Raw genomic sequence first — 18,337 nt, forward strand, 5'->3', positions numbered from 1 at the left:
GGGCTAAAACCGTATCAGTTCTAGGGATTTCATGCGGGTTGTGGCTTGACGCGATCGCTTGTTGCTTGCCAGCCGTTTCTAAAGACAGTTCACTATCTTTTATTTCAACGTAAATAGCAGCATTCTAAAATTAGGGAGAATGGCTAGTACCGCTAGGCAGAATTCAATAGTTAAACGTCTTGATCCGGGGTTTGGCTAGTTTGAATAGTCGGTGAACCTGTGCCTGTATGGATTAGTAATCTTTACCTAGACTGATGCCGCAATTTCTCTAGGATTTGCTTTAATCGTCTGAATTTTGGCAATAATGTTTGAACTCCCATCCGTACCTCGCAGATGAATCATCGAAAAGTTATCTGTCGGTGGGCATTCTGACTTAGAAACAAGGACTCATTTCTTCACAGTTGCGGGACAGCGCCGGATTTACACCGAACTTTCCCCGTTACCTCCAATGGCTGCTCCCCATTAGAACCGACCGAGAGTAATACTTTACCATGTCGGTTCGGCAAGGACTACCCTTTTTCGCTTTTCGCTGAGTGGCGGGATTTCCTGCTGACCCCAAAACCTGTGCCAAAACGATAAGCTGGTTTTATAGGGATGATTAGCTCAATCTATCAAACTAGGCATAATCACCCAATGTCGTGGGATTTTCACAGGGGAGAACATGATTAAATCCTGGATGGTAATTGGGACTGTAACCTTGCTAGTGGCGTTTGCTGGTAACTGGTTAACGTCCGATGATGTCCGATGGTTCAACCGCCTGCGCCGTCCCCGATGGTTGACATTTGAGTCGGCGATTCCTTTCATCTGGACGGTGGTTTTTATTTGTGGAGGATGGTCAGCTTATGTGGTATGGGAACGTAATCCTGGGAGTTCTCAAACGTGGCTGGTTTTGGGGTTATATTTGCTGTTGGAAATAGTAACAATTGCCTATACGCCAGTAATGTGCCGATTTCGCAGTCTCAAGGTGGGTACGATGATTGGGGGGGCGGGGGCTATATTGAGTATTATTTTGGCACTTTTAGTTTATTCTATCTCAGTTTGGGCATCGGTTTTGCTGTTGCCTTATATTATTTGGAGTCCGATTGGAACCTACACGACTTGGGCGATGATTCGACTGAATCCGGAAGCGGAATAGGTATGGATTGAAGCAGGCGATCGCTCCCCAATTTGAGTGCCTTAGCCTAACCGATAACACATCAATCAGATAATTAATATTTCCTCAACCTGATCAAGACTATCAAAGTGGCTCTCCTGTACATAAGGTGATAAATTTTCCTTATATGTGTAGCGATTGGCTTGATTTGAAGAAAACCTAGCTTAATCGCTTAATTAGTTGGGTTTCCTTCGTCAACCCAACCTACAAGCATTACACCGTGGGACTTTGGCTTAATTCATAAGACTTTATTATCACCCTAAGTACGGGAGAGCCTTATGTAACCCTTTGGCTACAGGAATTTCGATCGTTGAAGCTGGTGACAAGATTTGAACTTGCGACCGGCTGATTACAAATCAGCTGCTCTACCACTGAGCTACACCAGCAACTTCGTTTAGCATAACAAATTATATCAGCAGTAGGGAAGGGTTGACACTCCCCAGCATTTATTACCTCCTGCAAGAGGAGGCGATTGAAATCGCTGCTACACAAACTTTCGTTCGCCTGCGCGGACTGGGTTATAACGGCGGTAGCGTTCCCCGGATTTGGTATCACAACCGGATTGTCAAACGTTTAGTAGTACGGGTTTTGGCAATAACCGGGCTAGAATCTGCTTGAGTACCATCACCGTCCAATCCACATCAGCTTCTGTGGTTTGTCGCCCCAAGGTCAGGCGAATGCCCCTCAATGCCTCTGATTCAGAGTAGCCCATTGCCGATAAAATCGGACTGGGATTTAGTTTGCCACTATCACAGGCAGAACCCGCACTAATGCCAATCCCAGCCAGATTAAGCTGACGCACCATCGTTTTGCCTGTTACTCCCTCCAATTGAGAGGCTGGGATATTGGTTAGGCAAAAACTAACATGATGAGGTAAGCGGTGTCGAAGCGAACCAGTGGGTTTTAAGTAAGGGATGTCGCTAAGTTGATTAAACAAGCGATCGCGTAACCGAATTAATCGAGGTGTTTCTGTTGTTAGTTCGGCTGTTGCTAATTCAGCGGCGACACCAAATCCTGCGATCGCGGGAACAGCCTGTGTCCCTGAACGCTGTTGCATTTCCTGTCCCCCACCCCACAACAGTGGCACTAATTCAACTCCAGGACGGACATAAAGCGCCCCCACTCCTTGAGGTCCATAAATCTTGTGACTTGACATTGACAGCAAATCCACAGGCAACTGTCGCACATCAATGGGCAATCGTCCAGCTACTTGTACCGCATCGGTATGGAACAGTACCCCATGATCCTGAGCAATTTGACCCAATGCTTCAATGGGTTGTAGCGTCCCCACTTCACTTTGACCATAAATTACAGAAACCAATACCGTATTCGGTTGTAGGGCGTCTTCCAAGTCACGGGGATTGACTCGCCCCTCACTATCCACCGACAATCGAGTCACTTGCCATCCCCAGGTTTCCAACCAACGCACCGGTTGAGCGATCGCGGAATGTTCCACGCTAGAAATTACAATATGCTGGGGTGTCTTGTAGTTTTGAGCAATCCCCATAATGGCTAAATTATCTGCCTCTGTACCACCTGAGGTAAAAATCAACCCATCGGCTGGCGCATTAACTAAGCCAGCCACTTGCATTCTCGACTGTTCCACGACAGTGGCAGACCGTTGTCCCCACTCATGTAAGCTAGAGGGATTACCCCACTGCTGAGTCAATACCCCTTGCATCGCCGCGATCGCTTCTGGGCGGGGGGGTGTCGTGGCGCTGTAATCGAGATAGATTTGCATAGTTATAGTGTCATTTGTCTTTCGTCATTTGTCTTTCGTCATTTGTCTTATGTCAGGGAATAGGGAACAGGTAAGGTAGAGTTTTGAGTTAACTTCTTCATCTCCCCCATCTCCCCCATCTCCCCCATCTCCCTCATCTTCCCCAGCTCCCTCTACTCGCCGGGTTTATCCACATTGTAGTCCTCGTGGGACAAGACAGCGTAGGGAACCAACAAACTCCCGTAGTCATGACAAATCATCCGGTAGTTACGGGTAACCGGGATACTGACAATCCAGCGATTGTGGCGTAGTCGCTTACCGCCAAACTCTCGGTAGTTCTTTTGTTCTTCCAATCCGGCAATAATCGCACGGGCTTTGACCACGACATGGGTGGGCAAATCCTTTAAATCAATGGGATCGTTGTCAAAAGTAGACTCCCATTCTTGCTTTTGTTGCTTTTTAGCTTCCCGTGCCTTGTTTTCTTGCTCACATCGGTGGCAGGTTTGACCATACCCCTTATGACCGCACGGAAATGTCTTTTTTCGTCTCGACATAGAACGGTGGTATGGGTTTAAACCCTAGACGTGACCATGTTGTCTTCTTGATAGTGATTTCCCCCATTCAGGTTGTGGAAAACGTTATTTAAGTTGTCCATTGTATTTTTATGTTAGTTCAATAGGGACAAATCCTTGAGCCTTATTTCCAACTAAATCAGAAAAACACGGATCAGCCGTTTTAGCCAAATGCCTCAGAGTCCCCTGTACCTCATACTTTCCTAGCTTCTCCGGCTTGCCTCAATCGGTCAATTTCCATTGACAGCCTACTAGGTTTGTGTCCCCATAGATGATAAAAAATAATCAAAGCAATAAATGAATCTAATCGAGATTCAATGACACAATCATACTGGCATCAAGGTATCATCTGGCTTATTGTACTAACTCTGTCCGCTTGTCAACCTCCTCCAGTTCAAGTTCACCGTCCGCCTCCCTTACCGCAAGATCCCTTTGTTCAGGTCTACTTTAACCATTCCCCCTCGACAACCTACAAGGAACCCTATCGCTTAGTGACTCGACCGGGCGATAATTTAGAGCAGATTATTACCCAAGCGATCGCGACGGCTCAATCCACGGTCGATGTTGCGGTTCAAGAGTTACGCTTGCCGCAAATTGCTCAAGCCTTGGTCAAACGACATCAAGCAGGGGTTAGGGTCAGGGTTATCGTAGAAAATACCTACAACCGCCCTTGGAGTGAAGTCTCAGCTCAAGATATCGCTAATCTTCCGCCTCGGGAACGCGATCGCGCTCGAGAGAATTTACGGTTAATTGACCGTAATAACGATGGCAAGCTGACCCCTGCTGAAATTAATCAGCGAGATGCTCTAGTTATTTTACGCAATGCTGGCGTTCCTATCCTAGACGATACTGCTGATGGCTCTCAAGGTAGCGGCTTAATGCACCATAAGTTTGTTGTTGTGGATGGATATACGGTTATAGTGACATCCGCTAACTTTACTACCAGTGATATTCATGGCGACTTTCAAGCACCGGATAGTCGGGGTAATGCCAACAATCTCCTTAAAATTGAGAGTGTGGAATTAGCCAATTCCTTTACGGAAGAATTTAACCAGATGTGGGGAGATGGACCCGGTGGTGTACCCGATAGTCGGTTTGGCGTCAAAAAGTCACAACGCCCTATACAAAAGGTTACACTCGGAGATACTACCCTGGCGGTCAAGTTTTCGCCTACGTCACCGACTCAACCCTGGAGTCAAAGCAGTAATGGTTTCATTGAGCAAATCCTGCAAAGTGCCACCCAAACCATTGAACTGGCATTATTTGTCTTTTCCGAACAGCGATTGGCAGATCAGTTACAAACTGTCCATGAACAGGGCGTCCAAGTTCAGGCGTTAATCGACCCCAGTTTTGCCTATCGCTACTACAGCGAAGGACTGGATTTATTAGGTGTGGCGCTGAGTAATCAATGTCGCTATGAAGCCCGTAATCGTCCTTGGCAAAATCCGATCGCCACAGTCGGTGTTCCCCAACTCCCATCAGGCGATCTGTTACATCATAAGTTTGGGGTGGTAGATCGGGAAATAGTGATTACCGGGTCTCATAATTGGTCAGCATCAGCCAATACTCAAAACGACGAGACGCTGTTAGTGATTGATAGTCATTTAGTCGCTGCCCATTTTGAACGTGAATTTGAACGTCTCTACACGAATGCCATACTGGGGGTTCCGGTGGCGGTGCAGCGAAGGATTCAGAACCAGCAGCAATCCTGTGACCAAATTACTCAGGCAAATGATCCGAACGCCCCAAGTTTTAGGGGGATAGTCAACCTCAACACCGCCACCCAGGATGAACTGGAAACGCTACCCGGAATCGGACCCAAACTGGCTGAGCGAATTATTACCGCGCGATCGCAAAAGCCATTCACGTCATTAGCTGACCTTGACCGGGTTTCAGGTATCGGACCTCATCTACTCCAGCAGTTAGATGGGCGAGTGACCTGGTAATCCTACCAAATTATCAGGCTATGAAATATTTTCCTTTTTGTAGGGGCGGGTTTTACCGATAACGTTCTGTCGATGTCCGATAACTTAACTAAACCCGCCCTTGTGGGGAAGCAGAGAGATAATTTTGACCGATGGGTATTTAATAACGCTGAACGACTCGCGCCATTTCCCGCTCATCCTGACGCCGCTTAATGGTTTCACGCTTGTCGTGCAATTTTTTACCCTTACACAGACCCAGACTCACTTTCACTAAGCCTCGCTTCAAATACATTTTCAACGGCACCAGCGTTAACCCCTGTTGTTCTACCTTGCCAACGAGTTTGCTGATTTCCTGCTTGTGCAGCAAAAGTTTACGGGTGCGAACTGGATCGTGATTGAAGTAGAGGCTGCTACTTTGGTACGGCGAGACATGTACGTTCAACAGCCAAGCCTCACCATTGCGAACCAGGGCGTACCCATCTCGCAAATTGACCCGACTCTCGCGAATGGACTTAACTTCTGTCCCTTTTAATTCGATGCCCGCTTCGTAAGTCTCTAAAATCTCATAGCGGAAGCGTGCTTGCCGATTATCGGCAACAACCTTGAACCCTTTACTTTGATCACTCATACTAATCACCTTAGCGTCTGATACTGGAAATTGTGGTGTTAAACAATCGCCCCAGAAAACCCTCAAAAGGTAAAGTTTTGTTAAAAGGTTGACAATTTCTGGAAAAACCGTAACAATAGATACAGAACAAATGAATCGTTCATCTCTCTAGACATCAGTCAGTTAGCAATTAGCCGTGAAGGATGATTAGGGAGACGGAAGTAGGGGCAACTCCCGAAGGAACGCGCCTCATCTCACTACAGTTACATTACGAGGCGAAGACCATGAAACTTACTTATCGCGGTATCCAATACGATTACAATCCCCCTAAGGTAGAAACTGTCGAATCAAAGGCTGGTGGTAAGTACCGGGGTTGGGACTGGCGATTCCGCAATTTGAAAAATCCGCCAGTGTTACAACCACGAGTCAACCTGCAATATCGCGGCGTTCGTTATCAAACACCGGGGACTGTTGCTAATAATGGTGTTGCGTCAGAAAAAGCACCCACTTTAGTTTCCAGTCAAGATAAAGCTCGTTCTCGGATGAGCAAGCAGCAACGAGTCCTCAAAAACCGTCAGCTTTCGATGTTGTACCGTTCAGCGACAGAAGTTGGATTGGCAACTCGTTAACGGCTGATGGCATTCCAACTGAATTAAAACTAGAGTAGAGATGTTGCATGCAACGTCTCTACTTTTTGCAGTTGGCTTTAAAGCTTCATCTCTAAGGGTTAATGCCAGAAACCAGCCGATAACAAATCCTAAGTCTAACGTGCAGACTAGACTCGCCTAAAATAGCGCCAGATGTACGGAAGCCCCCTACAAGCTAAGGATTCAAATAACGAGACGCCATTTGCATCGCATCAGCAATATCCACATCGCCGTCACCATCTGTATCGAGGAATGAGTTCAACACTGGATTCGAGCCTTCAGGATTTTGGTTATTTGTTCCCGTTTTGAGTAAATTCAGCACTAAGGGAACCAACATGGGTAACAGGGATTGAATGGTAGCAGCATTGAGTCCTGTCCGTTGTTCGGCTTCCTCGACTAACTGTTGGATTTGTGGTGTATTAAAGAGTAAGTTGACCGCTTGATTGTTAGCACCTGTACCACTGAATTGGTTAATAAAGGATTGTGTCTCCTGTTCTCCTTCCGCTTCTCGCTTTTGTTGCAACGCGGGACGGGCATATTTGCCAACGATAGATAAAACGGATTGAATCGTGGAGGGGTCAGCATTGGCACTTTGGCTGAGGTTTTGCACGGTACTGAGGATGCCAGCTAATTGACCCGAACTGGCTTCCTGAGAGGGGTTATTAATCGCACCGAGAATTTGGTTGAATAAACTCATCGTTTTTTGGGCTGTAAAGAGTGTCTCTAATGATAAGCATTATCCATTAAGTATAATTCGTTACTCTTGCCTCACCACACGGTAACGTGGGATCTATCACCCGTGCTGCCAGCTCTCATTGATACTCTCCGCCCATCGCTAAACTATAGTTATAGCACTACGCACTAAGGTTATACCCTCTGCCCTGGAGCCTTCTGAAACCATTATGCCCCTACCCCGCCTACTGACGCTCATTATTGGTCTCAGTATTATTCTGGGGCTAATCCTGTGGCTGATTGACTCGATTAATCAACTCTATTGGTCGTTGAATTCGCCTCTACTGGCAAATTTGCTGGTTTTATTGCTAATTGTCCTACTTATTCTGTTAATTGCCACGTTTGTTTATTATGTTTGGACATTCAGCCGCCCCAAATCTTCATCCCGCAAGCGTCGCCCGACGCCAAAAGTGCCACAGGAAAAAACGGAAGCGGCTTCTGAAACGCTAAAAGCGGTGCGACAGCAGGTGCAGAACATTCAAGATGAGGTAGCCCAGCAAGCCCTGTTGAGTCGATCGCGTGAGATTGAAGCGACGTTAGCCCGTGGAGAACTGTTGGTTGTCATCTTTGGTACGGGTTCATCGGGGAAAACCTCCCTGATTAATGCTCTCATTGGGCAGATGGTGGGTCAAGTGGGCGCACCGATGGGAACCACAGATCAGGGACAAACGTATACGCTAACGTTGAAGGGAATAGAACGGCAGATTTTGATTACCGATACACCCGGTATTTTAGAGGCGGGGGTGGTGGGTACCCAACGGGAACAACTGGCGCGACAACTTGCCACGGAAGCCGATTTATTATTGTTTGTGGTGGATAATGACTTGCGACAGTCAGAATATGAACCCTTACGTCGTCTCGCGGATATTGGTAAGCGATCGCTGTTGGTGCTGAATAAAACCGATCTCTATACAGAAACCGACAAAGAAACGATTCTAGCCCGGTTACGCCAGCAGGTACGCGGCTTTATTGCTGCATCGGATGTAGTCGCCATTGCCGCCAATCCCCAATCGATACGATTAGACAATGGGGAAGACTTCCAACCTGACCCTGACATCATACCCTTAATCCGCCGTCTGGCGGCGGTGCTACGCGCTGAAGGGCAAGATTTGATTGCGGATAATATTTTACTCCAGTCTCAGCGTTTAGGCGAAGATGCCCGTCGTCTGATTGATCAGCAACGGCGGCGACAGGCGGAGAAAGTGGTGGAACGGTTTCAGTGGATTGGCGCTGGGGTGATTGCGGTTACGCCGTTACCTGTAGTCGATTTATTAGCAACGGCGGCGGTTAATGCCCAGATGGTGGTGGAAATTGGTCGAATTTATGGCTGTGATTTGAATATGGAACGGGGGAGAGAATTAGCGCTGTCTCTGGGAAAAACCTTAGCCAGTTTGGGAATTGTTCAAGGGGCGATGCAACTTCTATCAAGGGCGCTACAATTTCACATCGCTACCTATTTAGTTGGCAAAGCAATTCAAGGGGTAACGGCGGCGTATTTAATCCGAATTGCTGGGAAGAGTTTTATTGAATACTTCCGTCATGACCAAGACTGGGGTGATGGGGGAATGACAGAAGTGGTGGAGCAGCAATTTCAGTTAAACCGTAAGGATGAATTTATGAAAGTATTTATTCAGGACGCGATCGCACGAGTGGTTATGCCCCTGAGAGATGCTTCCAAGGTGAAAGATTTAAGAGATTCTCAACAGGACGACTGGGAACATTAAGGTCATTTGTCATTTGTCATTTCGTTTTTACACGATCACCCTCTTGCATACTGGGATTTTCGCCGACATAAGCGCCAAACTTTCCCTCAATAAGGGGTCGAAAGCATTGCCCATTGCCTATGACACACCGAGCGTGTTGCCGAGCGTGTTAGGTAAGCGATGCCCTGAGCCTGTCGAAGGGTCGAGGTGTTCCCTATTCCCTCTCCTCACCACAAGACTTATTCAGCAGACCCTAATTATTCATCACTTGAACGTTCTGTGGTAACTGACTTACCGGGGCGGGAATCATTTCTCCGCGAAAGTCCAAAAGCTGAACCAAGAGAAGGTATGCCAGTGCCAGAAGTATGGAAATGGCTCCAGTAATAATTGCCACAATTTTTGAACGATTCATTGATAAATGGTGACTGGTGAGCAGAAATTGCTGATTAGGAAAAACGGGGAACAGAAAACAGGAAATAGAGAATAGGAAACATTGTGAGTGATACCATATTACGGCTAATCTAAAAGCATAAGCCGCCGCTATTCTCGTTCAATTGTTCCACTAAATGTTTTATTCTACAGCATAAGAGTTGGTCAAGTCGAAACCTTGCTGAATGCAAATTTCTATTCCACCAACGCCCGTTGTCTTATGGTTGCCCCATCCACTCGGAGGTTATGATGGCTCAGGACTACTCCGGTCAAAATCTGCAAGGTCGCTCGTTTCGAGGCAGAACTGACTTGGCAGGTGCTAATTTTAGCCACGCTGACATACGAGGCGCAGATTTTAGCAATGCTATCCTAACGGGGGCAAATTTTAGCTATTGCCAAGCTGGATTGCAGCAACACTGGGCAATGATTCTATTGCTGGTTGCTTTATTTCTATCCACGCTATCGGGTTTTGTTTCCGCCTTGGCGGGTGTGATCACCGGAGCGGCGCTGATTAGTCAGAACCTGATCGAAATCTTAGCGGGTGCGTTTATTCTAATCGCTTTGGGCGTTTTTGTCAGCCTGACGATCCGTCAAGGGCTGATTATGGCGTTAGGGGTTTGGGTTGTGGCAATTGTGGTGGCGGCAATGGTGGCAGTTCTGACAGGAGCTACAGCGGTAGCGGTAACTTTAGTAGCTGCCAGTGCTGGAGCCGTCGCGGCAGCTATTGCCATGGCAGTCGTGGCAGCCGGAGCCGCCGCTGGTGCTGTAGCCGCTGCTAGTGCTGTCGCCATCGTCGCTGCCGGAGCTGGTGTCGTCGCCGCTGCCGGTTCTGTGGTTGTGGTTACGGCTGGGGCATCCGTGGCAGCAGCAACCAGTGCCGCAACAGTGGCGGTGATTGTGGCGGTGGGTGTGGCTGGACTTTCTGCTTATGTAAGCTGGCGAGCCTTAATCGGGGATAAAAACTACGCCTTCATTCGTCGGGTTGCGGTTGCCTTTGCTGCGATTGGGGGAACAAATTTTCAGGGTGCCGATTTAACGGACGCGGATTTCACCCAAGCCCTGCTCAAAAGCACCAATTTTAGACAAGCCAAGGTGACGCGCACTTGCTGGTTTCAAGCCAAAAAACTTGAACTGTCCCGTGTGGGAACAACCTATTTGGATCACCCCAAAATTCGGCAATTAGTGGTTACGGGTGAAGGACAAGAGGAAAACTTTGACAATCTTCGCTTACCGGAAACGAATCTGCGGGGGGCTAATTTAGTCGCGGCGAGTTTCATCAATAGCGATCTTAGCCACGCCAATTTGCAGTCGGCTAACCTAAAGGGGGCGACTCTAAAAAACACCAATTTAGATAGTGCCGATCTAATTGGGGCTTGTCTGGTGGGCGCTTATATTGAAGAATGGAAGATCACAAGGAAAACCAAATTTGATCGGGTGCAGCGTCAGTATATCGTTCGACGATTGGGTCTGAAAAAACGACCGAAACGCTAACCCCTATCCAGAAACGGTTCGGGAAACTTTCCCACCTTAACCAGAGATAAACGTACAATCAAACTGGGCAATGCCATCGTGTTCTGCCGATCTTTACCAAAAGCGGCGGGAAGCCCACCTTCTTTTAGAGGGAGGGAAAACCACTTACCGCCGAGTTCAGAATCATCGTTAATTGTGGATTAGCCATGAATCCTGAATCGGAAATCCCCCTAATTTGGCGGGGGATGAGTTTAACCGGATCTAAGATAGATGTGCGTCACCAGGAGGTTCTATGAATAAAAGACGCGAGATTTTCGCCCCCCACAGCCGTTCAAGGCGTAGACAACGAAGACGACAAATCGCTCTAGTCGCTGGAGTCGGACTCGCAGGTCTAATTTGGGGAGGAACGTTGATCGGGGGAAAGTATACCAGGGGGCTGGGTCAATTGACCATCCGGCTGCCATTTGTGCAGCATAATTCCTTTAACCCAGAAAAACAGAGCGACACGGCGGTTTTGCGACTCGCGTCTTTACCAGCGAACCAGCGAAAAGCTAAACTTGAGGCGATCGCCCAAGGAAAAAATTCCATTGATAAGTCTCGGGCGCGTTATCTTTTGGCAGCGGATTTAATTGCACAAGACAAGGGCAAGGAGGCGCTGCCTTGGTTAGAGGGATTGGAGTTGGACTATCCTGTCCTCGGTGGCTATATCGCAGTTAAACGCGCCCAAGCTTACGAACAGATTGGTGAAAAAACCAAAGCCCTAACGGAATGGCAAAACCTGCTGCAACGTTACGCGGATCAGCCAGTTGCGGCTTATGCGCTTCATGCTCTTTTCTCTAAGGAGTCTCAGTATCAGGAAGAGGAGATCAACTCATTGTCCGCCAATCCGAGTTGGCAAGAGAAAATTCAGCAGATGTATGAACCGCCTGTTGACGATCCCAAATACTGGGAGAAAGCCGTCGCTAACTATCCATCTCATCCGTTGATTCTGGAGTTAGCCGGAGAACGCCTCCAAGAGAATCCCGATCAGCCTGAGTTGATGCTGCTGTTGGCTCGATATGCCTTTGATACCCCAGAGGTTACTCCAGATGTGACACCGATCTTAGACCAATTGGTGGGAAACTATGGTAGGGTAGTTGACTCCGATAATCAACCTCTAATTAAACCAGAGGATTGGCAAATGATCGCGGTGGGTTACTGGCGAGATCGGAAATATGGTCAAGCCAGCGCCGCTTATGCCAAAGCTCCCGAAACATCCAATAATGCCTATTTAGTGGCAAGAGCCCTGAAATTTGCCCAGCAGTACGCGGACGCTAAACGGGCATACAAACAGATGGTGAGTGATTTTCCCGACGCCGAGGAAACACCCGCCGCCCTGGTTGAACTGGCGCAACTGCAACCGGATATTGAGGCAGTTCCCTATCTAGACGAAGTTGTTGAACGCTTCCCGGAACGCGCCGGGGAAGCCCTTTTGGTCAAAGCGGAAACCTTGGAACGCCTAGGGAGTTATCAAGCCGCCGAGGAAGCCCGAAAACAATTGATTGATGAGTATGGTGAGTCTGACGCCGCCGCCGCCTACCGTTGGCAAGTGGCGCGATCGCACGCTGAATCCGGCAATGTCGAGGCAGCATGGGAATGGGCAAAACCGATTACCACCGAAAATCCCCATCGTTTCCTGGCACGTCAGGCGGGATTTTGGGTAGGCAAATGGGCAAGGGAATTGGGACACCGACAGGATGCCCAAGCCGCATTTGAGCAGGTGATTACCAACCACCCCCAGTCTTACTATGCGTGGCGCTCTGCCGTGCAGCTGGGTTGGGATGTGGGCGACTTTAAAACCGTTCGTCAACTTGATCCGAAACTGGTTCTGCCGAAAACCCGACCCCTGTTACCTATGGGTTCAGCCGCCCTCAAAGAACTTTATTTACTGGGTCAAGACGAAGATGCTTGGATACTTTGGAAAGCCGAATTCCAAAATCGCCTCGAACCCACCGTCGCTGAACAGTTTACCGATGGCTTGGTGCAGTTGGCAATCGGAGATTACTTGAGCGGCATTTCTACCATTGCCAGCTTAGAAAATCGGGAGACCCCCAAAGAACAAGCGCAGTACCAAGACTTACGGGAAAAATTCACCTACTGGCAAGCGCTCTATCCCTTTCCTTTCTCAGACAAGATCGCCACCTATTCCCAAAAGCGTGAACTCAATCCTCTATTGGTAACTGCTCTGATTCGCCAAGAATCTCGCTTTGAACCCGATATTCGGTCGGGCGCTGGTGCTGTCGGTTTAATGCAAATGATGCCCAGTACGGGGGAGTGGGCAGCAGAAAATATTGATATGGAGAATTATTCTCTAGAAAATCCAGACGATAACATCAAACTGGGAACCTGGTTTCTGCGAGAAGTTCACCAGTCTTATAACGACAACTCCTTACTCGCGATCGCCAGTTACAACGCGGGTCAAGGGAATTTGTCAAAATGGCTGCAACAAGACAGTGCTGGTGATCCAGATGAGTTTGTTGAATCCATTCCCTTTGATGAAACCAGAGATTATGTGAAGCAGGTGTTTGGTAACTATTGGAATTATTTACGACTGTATGATCCTAAAGTTGCCCAGCAAGTTGCCCAACATTCTCAAAGTCAGTCCACGGCAATGCGTCGATAAGGGCGCGGGAGAGAGATGGGGGAGATGGGGAAGCTGGGGAAGTTGGGGAAGTTGGGGAAGAAAACATTCAATTCATGCTTACGCCCTGTACCAGAAACAGCAATATCCTGATACAGTTGTAACGATAGAACTGTCAATTATGAAATTCAATTAACAGGGAATGGATTCAACTGCTGATTTGCCAGGGGCATTGACTACCCTTGACCAGAGTCCAGTTGTCGCGACTTCTGAGCTAAGGAAAGTCTATCGCACTGGCTTTTGGCTGAATCAAAAAATTGAATCACTGACAAATTGCTCTCTTTCCGTTGCTCCGGGAGAGACATTTGGCTTGCTGGGTCCGAATGGAGCAGGTAAAACGACGCTGTTGAAAATTTTACTGGGGATTGTCCGTCCTACCTCTGGACGGGGTTGGCTGATGGGAAAACCCATTGGCGATCGCGGAGTAAAGCAGCGAATCGGGTATTTACCAGAAAATCCCTATTTCTATGACTATCTGACAGGTTGGGAATTCTTGCAACTGACCGCTGGGTTGTTTCAAATCCCTAAAAGTCGTCAACGCCAACGCATTCCTCAATTGCTGGAATTAGTTGGATTATCGAAGTCGGCGGCAAAAAAGAAGCAGTTGCGACAGTATTCTAAGGGGATGCTTCAGCGCATCGGTATGGCACAAGCCCTGATTAATGACCCCGATGTCGTGTTTCTGGATGAGCCGATGTCGGGACTCGATCCCATGGGACGCTATCAGATCCGAGAAATTATTCTCTCACTCAAGGAGCAAGGGAAAACCATTTTCTTCAATAGCCATGTTTTATCGGATGTGGAGAAGATATGCGATCGCATTGCGATTCTGGCACAGGGAGAGTTAATTTGTGTTGGCACACTGGATGAACTGTTGGGTGTAGCGACTCATTACCAAGTTCGTGGGAAAGGTGGTAACATCGACATTCTTCAACGCTGGGTAAAGAACTGGCATTCGAGGAAGATAGCTGGTACGGTGAACTCAAAGGCGAACCCCAAGAATTTATAGCCAGTCTGCGCGTGATGGGAGCGCAATTAATCGAGATTACCCTAGCGCGTTCCTCGTTAGAGGAATTTTTCATGCAGCAGTTACAGCAGCGGGGGATTGAATCGAGCCATTAGTAGGGGGAGCTGTGTAGAGACGTGCCATGGCACGTCTGGGAGCAGGGGGAGCTGGGGAAGCCAAGGACGAATGACATAAGACATAAGACGAATGACGAATGACCACTAGACAGTGATCTCAGATTTGTTTTAAACTCATAAATTATTTGCTCATTTAAAGATCTACCATAGGTCTGGTGAACCTATTGTCAGGATATACAAAACTCTTAGAAAAACCGTTAATCATTTAGTGAGGGTATCTGGTGCGTTACCAAAGTATCTCTAAAAAAGAAGTCAAACAAAAAACCGTTACCCGTCGCACGGGTGCTTACGCCCTGATGGATAGTCTGAAGCGTCATGGAGTTAACCATATTTTTGGCTATCCCGGTGGTGCAATCCTGCCGATCTATGATGAACTGTATCAGTGGGAAGAACGCGGAGAAATACAGCATTTCTTGGTTCGCCATGAACAGGGTGCAGCTCATGCGGCGGATGGATATGCCCGGGCGACAGGGAAAGTGGGTGTCTGTTTTGCGACATCGGGTCCTGGGGCGACAAACTTAGTGACCGGGATTGCTACCGCCCACATGGATTCGATTCCCTTGGTGGTGGTTACCGGACAGGTGACACGGGCGGCGATTGGTTCGGATGCGTTCCAAGAAACGGATATTTTTGGCATTACCCTGCCGATTGTCAAACATTCTTATGTGGTGCGTGACCCCCGTGATATGGCGTGGATTGTGGCTGAAGCATTCCACATTGCCAATACTGGTCGTCCGGGTCCAGTGTTAATTGATATTCCCAAGGATGTGGGACTAGAAGAATTTGACTACACCCCTGTCGATCCGGGTATGGTTAAGCTGACGGGGTATCGTCCTACGGTTAAGGGAAATCCCCGGCAAATTAATCAGGCGTTGCATCTGATCCATCAGTCGCAGCAACCGTTACTGTATGTCGGCGGCGGTGCGATTACAGCGAATGCCCATAAGCAAGTCAAGCAATTGGCAGAAACGTTCCAAATTCCAGTCACGACAACGCTGATGGGGAAAGGGGCGTTTGATGAATCTCATCCGTTGTCGGTGGGAATGTTGGGAATGCATGGCACGGCTTATGCTAATTTTGCCGTGAGTGAATGTGATTTACTGATTGCTGTAGGTGCGCGGTTTGACGATCGCGTTACTGGGAAGCTGGATCAGTTTGCTTGCCATGCTAAGGTGATTCATATCGATATTGACCCGGCGGAAGTGGGCAAAAACCGCGCCCCCCAAGTGCCAATTGTTGGTGATGTGCAGCAGGTGCTGGCTAAGTTATTACGGCGCTATGAGGAACAGGACATTCTGGCTGATCCGAACCAGACTCAGGTATGGCTGAAGCGGATTCAGCGTTGGCGTCAAGAGTATCCCTTAGAAGCGCCCCAGTATCCCGATACGATTTCGCCGCAAGAGGTGATTGTGGAGTTGGATCGGCAAGCCCCAGATGCTTACTACACCACGGATGTGGGTCAGCATCAGATGTGGGCAGCGCAATTTCTGAAGACGGGACCGCGCCGTTGGATTTCCAGTGCTGGTTTAGGCACAATGGGGTACGGAGTTCCTGCGGCTATGGGTGTTAAGGTTGCTCTCCCGGATCAGCAAGTGGTTTGTGTGGCGGGTGATGCTTCGGTACAAATGAATATTCAGGAGCTAGGGACATTAGCACAGTATGGCATTAGTGTCAAGACTGTGATTATTAACAATGGCTGGCAAGGAATGGTGCGCCAGTGGCAAGAGGCGTTTTTTGGACAGCGGTATTCCTCCTCGAATATGGAAATAGGAATGCCGGATTTTGTGATTCTGTGCCAAGCTTATGGAGTTAAGGGCATGGTGGTGAAAGATCGGGACGAACTTCAGGATGCGATCGCGCAAATGTTGGCTTATGATGGTCCGGTGTTGTTGGATGTCCGCGTCACCAAGAATGAGAATTGTTATCCGATGGTTGCACCGGGTAAGAGTAATGCCCAAATGATCGGATTGCCAGAACGCCGTCAGCAAGAACAGGTGGCGGAGGTGGTTGATTGCAGTAACTGTGGGACTCAGAATCCAACCACAAATCATTTCTGTCCAGTTTGTGGAACGAAACTGTAATCAGTTACTGGGAAATTGGATAGTCAAAAGTCCCTTGCACTTGTGGGGGACTTTTATGAATAATCAAGTAATCTGATAGCTATAGGAATGCCTCCCAAGGTGACTTAGAAGGCGGTGTCGTTCATTACCGAAAAATAGGGTCTAAAGCCTCCCCCTTTTAGGGGTACTTTTAAGATAAATACGCTACCGTATTAGTATGAATTGCCGATATCAATTCAGAATCTATCCCACCCCTGGTCAGCGTCAATCATTGGCGCGGCTATTTGGGTGCGTGCGGGTAGTCTGGAATGATGCTCTTTTCTTGTGCAAGCAATCGGGTAAGCTACCTGGCAGCAGTGAACTCCAAAAGCTGTGCATCACTCAGGCTAAGAAAACTGAGGCTAGGGAGTGGTTAGGGCAAGTATCAGCTATTCCTCTACAGCAATCAGTTGCTGACTTAGGAGTAGCATTTAAAAACTTTTTCCAGTCCCGGTCAGGTAAGCGCAAAGGGAAAAAGGTAAACCCGCCACGATTTAAGCGGCGAGTTAACCGTCAGACGGCGCGGTTTACTAGGGGTGGATTCAGGGTTAAGGCGTCCAAGGTCTACCTAGCCAAGACTGGCAATCTAAAGGTCAAGTGGTCACGTCCCTTGCCATCGGTTCCTAGTTCTGTAACGGTGATTAAAGATTGCGCCGGTCGGTACTTTCTCAGTTTCGTGGTTGAGGTGGAACCAGAGATCAAGCAGCCCTTGAACCCATCCATAGGGGTTGATTTGGGGCTAAAGACCTTTGCGAGTTGCAGCAACGGGGAAAAAATTGATAGCCCGGATTATTCCCGCCTCTACCGCAAACTAAAGCGTTGCCAGCGGCGGCTAGCCAAACGCGAACGGGGTAGCAAGCGGCGAGAGCGGATGCGGGTTAAAGTTGCCAAGCTCAATGCCCAAATCCGGGATAAGCGTAAAGACTTTCTGCACAAGTTATCCACCAAGGTAGTTAACGATAACCAAGTGATTGCCTTGGAGGATTTGAATGTTAGCGGTATGCTCAAAAACCGCAAATTATCACGGGCAATATCTCAAGCTGGATGGTATGAATTCCGGTCATTGTGCGAGGGCAAAGCCAACAAGCACAACCGGGATTTTCGGGTCATCAGCCGATGGGAGCCTACCAGTCAGGTTTGCTCAGATTGCGGCTACCGATGGGGCAAAATAGACCTGTCAGTGCGGTCTATCCTGTGCATTAATTGCGGTGCTGAACACGACCGGGATGATAACGCCTCGGTCAACATAGAACAAGTCGGGGTCGGGCAGACCCACGACTCTAAACGGACGGGGAGTGCGTGTAAGACCTCATCTGAGGCAGTGTGCGTTGAGCCGTCAACCCACCGAAAATACATTCAGTTAAACCTGTTTGATTGGTAGGAATCACCGTCCTTTTAGGTCGGTGAGGATGTCAACGAAAGGAATCTCAACTCCTCTATATCAGCATAATCCCTAT

13 protein-coding genes, 1 tRNA gene, 1 pseudogene and 2 riboswitches are annotated in these 18,337 nt (G+C 48.3%); of the genes and pseudogenes, 9 read left to right on the forward strand and 6 right to left on the reverse strand.

What is annotated here, in order from left to right; translation table 11 throughout:
• Positions 1-341 precede the first annotated feature (341 nt).
• Positions 342-488, reverse strand: a riboswitch (cobalamin riboswitch).
• Between the two features lie 173 nt (positions 489-661).
• Positions 662-1,135, forward strand: coding sequence for a TspO/MBR family protein (locus MC7420_RS14270; RefSeq protein WP_006101146.1), 474 nt, complete (start codon positions 662-664; stop codon positions 1,133-1,135).
• Positions 1,136-1,467: 332 nt separating this feature from the next.
• Here the strand turns inward: MC7420_RS14270 and MC7420_RS14275 are convergent.
• The 3 genes from MC7420_RS14275 to MC7420_RS14285 form a co-directional block, all read right to left on the reverse strand.
• Positions 1,468-1,539: transfer RNA gene (locus MC7420_RS14275), tRNA-Thr, on the reverse strand.
• A 179-nt stretch (positions 1,540-1,718) separates the two neighbouring features.
• On the reverse strand, positions 1,719-2,894 hold the full coding sequence (locus MC7420_RS14280) for a cysteine desulfurase family protein (RefSeq protein ID WP_006101098.1): 1,176 nt from the start codon (positions 2,892-2,894) through the stop codon (positions 1,719-1,721).
• A 152-nt stretch (positions 2,895-3,046) separates the two neighbouring features.
• Entirely contained in the window at positions 3,047-3,427 is a 381-nt protein-coding gene (locus MC7420_RS14285; RefSeq protein WP_006101069.1) for a DUF7682 family zinc-binding protein, read from the reverse strand.
• A gap of 335 nt (positions 3,428-3,762) precedes the next feature.
• Between MC7420_RS14285 and MC7420_RS14290 the strand changes: the two genes are divergently transcribed.
• Positions 3,763-5,391, forward strand: a complete 1,629-nt coding sequence (locus MC7420_RS14290; RefSeq protein ID WP_006101036.1) for a phospholipase D-like domain-containing protein — start codon at positions 3,763-3,765, stop codon at positions 5,389-5,391.
• 139 nt (positions 5,392-5,530) lie between these two features.
• Here MC7420_RS14290 and smpB read toward each other — a convergent pair whose 3' ends face one another.
• The gene (gene smpB, locus MC7420_RS14295; protein ID WP_006101234.1) at positions 5,531-5,998 is read right to left on the reverse strand and encodes an SsrA-binding protein SmpB; all 468 of its coding nucleotides are present in this window, start codon (positions 5,996-5,998) and stop codon (positions 5,531-5,533) included.
• A 134-nt stretch (positions 5,999-6,132) separates the two neighbouring features.
• Positions 6,133-6,226, forward strand: a riboswitch (Glutamine riboswitch).
• Positions 6,227-6,261: 35 nt separating this feature from the next.
• Between smpB and MC7420_RS14300 the strand changes: the two genes are divergently transcribed.
• Entirely contained in the window at positions 6,262-6,606 is a 345-nt protein-coding gene (locus MC7420_RS14300; protein WP_006101291.1) for a DUF4278 domain-containing protein, read from the forward strand.
• Between the two features lie 193 nt (positions 6,607-6,799).
• On the opposite strand, the gene MC7420_RS14305 is transcribed toward MC7420_RS14300, so the two are convergent.
• Positions 6,800-7,321 carry a DUF937 domain-containing protein gene (locus MC7420_RS14305; protein WP_006101236.1) on the reverse strand — a complete coding sequence of 174 codons (522 nt, stop codon included), beginning with the start codon at positions 7,319-7,321 and terminating at the stop codon, positions 6,800-6,802.
• 205 nt (positions 7,322-7,526) lie between these two features.
• On the opposite strand from MC7420_RS14305, the gene MC7420_RS14310 reads away from it, so the two are divergent.
• Positions 7,527-9,080 (forward strand): YcjF family protein, encoded by a 1,554-nt coding sequence (locus tag MC7420_RS14310; protein WP_006101092.1) that lies wholly within the window; start codon positions 7,527-7,529, stop codon positions 9,078-9,080.
• Between the two features lie 232 nt (positions 9,081-9,312).
• Here the strand turns inward: MC7420_RS14310 and MC7420_RS36945 are convergent, their stop codons facing one another.
• Entirely contained in the window at positions 9,313-9,471 is a 159-nt protein-coding gene (locus tag MC7420_RS36945; protein WP_006101148.1) for a hypothetical protein, read from the reverse strand.
• A gap of 266 nt (positions 9,472-9,737) precedes the next feature.
• Between MC7420_RS36945 and MC7420_RS14315 the strand changes: the two genes are divergently transcribed.
• From MC7420_RS14315 to MC7420_RS14335, 5 genes and pseudogenes are all read left to right on the forward strand, one after another.
• Positions 9,738-10,979: a pentapeptide repeat-containing protein gene (locus tag MC7420_RS14315; RefSeq protein WP_006101213.1), complete on the forward strand. Its 1,242-nt coding sequence runs from the start codon at positions 9,738-9,740 to the stop codon at positions 10,977-10,979.
• A gap of 271 nt (positions 10,980-11,250) precedes the next feature.
• Positions 11,251-13,620, forward strand: a complete 2,370-nt coding sequence (locus MC7420_RS14320; protein WP_006101151.1) for a lytic transglycosylase domain-containing protein — start codon at positions 11,251-11,253, stop codon at positions 13,618-13,620.
• 160 nt (positions 13,621-13,780) lie between these two features.
• Positions 13,781-14,760, forward strand: a pseudogene (locus MC7420_RS14325) (ABC transporter ATP-binding protein).
• A 242-nt stretch (positions 14,761-15,002) separates the two neighbouring features.
• Positions 15,003-16,862, forward strand: a complete 1,860-nt coding sequence (gene ilvB / locus MC7420_RS14330; protein ID WP_006101263.1) for a biosynthetic-type acetolactate synthase large subunit — start codon at positions 15,003-15,005, stop codon at positions 16,860-16,862.
• A gap of 196 nt (positions 16,863-17,058) precedes the next feature.
• Positions 17,059-18,261, forward strand: a complete 1,203-nt coding sequence (locus tag MC7420_RS14335) for an RNA-guided endonuclease InsQ/TnpB family protein (RefSeq protein WP_006101167.1) — start codon at positions 17,059-17,061, stop codon at positions 18,259-18,261.
• The last annotated feature ends 76 nt before the right edge of the window (positions 18,262-18,337 follow it).

Source organism: Coleofasciculus chthonoplastes PCC 7420 (genome assembly GCF_000155555.1).
Classification (GTDB): domain Bacteria; phylum Cyanobacteriota; class Cyanobacteriia; order Cyanobacteriales; family Coleofasciculaceae; genus Coleofasciculus; species Coleofasciculus chthonoplastes_A.

Bases quoted from the DNA above. Each gene is read 5' to 3' on its own strand.
- MC7420_RS14300 (WP_006101291.1), top strand. From the start codon at position 6,262: ATGAAACTTACTTATCGCGGTATCCAATACGATTACAATCCCCCTAAG.
- MC7420_RS36945 (WP_006101148.1), bottom strand. From the start codon at position 9,471: ATGAATCGTTCAAAAATTGTGGCAATTATTACTGGAGCCATTTCCATA.
- MC7420_RS14315 (WP_006101213.1), top strand. From the start codon at position 9,738: ATGGCTCAGGACTACTCCGGTCAAAATCTGCAAGGTCGCTCGTTTCGA.
- MC7420_RS14320 (WP_006101151.1), top strand. From the start codon at position 11,251: ATGAATAAAAGACGCGAGATTTTCGCCCCCCACAGCCGTTCAAGGCGT.
- MC7420_RS14305 (WP_006101236.1), bottom strand. From the start codon at position 7,321: ATGAGTTTATTCAACCAAATTCTCGGTGCGATTAATAACCCCTCTCAG.
- smpB (WP_006101234.1), bottom strand. From the start codon at position 5,998: ATGAGTGATCAAAGTAAAGGGTTCAAGGTTGTTGCCGATAATCGGCAA.
- MC7420_RS14290 (WP_006101036.1), top strand. From the start codon at position 3,763: ATGACACAATCATACTGGCATCAAGGTATCATCTGGCTTATTGTACTA.
- MC7420_RS14280 (WP_006101098.1), bottom strand. From the start codon at position 2,894: ATGCAAATCTATCTCGATTACAGCGCCACGACACCCCCCCGCCCAGAA.
- MC7420_RS14335 (WP_006101167.1), top strand. From the start codon at position 17,059: ATGAATTGCCGATATCAATTCAGAATCTATCCCACCCCTGGTCAGCGT.
- MC7420_RS14270 (WP_006101146.1), top strand. From the start codon at position 662: ATGATTAAATCCTGGATGGTAATTGGGACTGTAACCTTGCTAGTGGCG.
- MC7420_RS14310 (WP_006101092.1), top strand. From the start codon at position 7,527: ATGCCCCTACCCCGCCTACTGACGCTCATTATTGGTCTCAGTATTATT.
- MC7420_RS14285 (WP_006101069.1), bottom strand. From the start codon at position 3,427: ATGTCGAGACGAAAAAAGACATTTCCGTGCGGTCATAAGGGGTATGGT.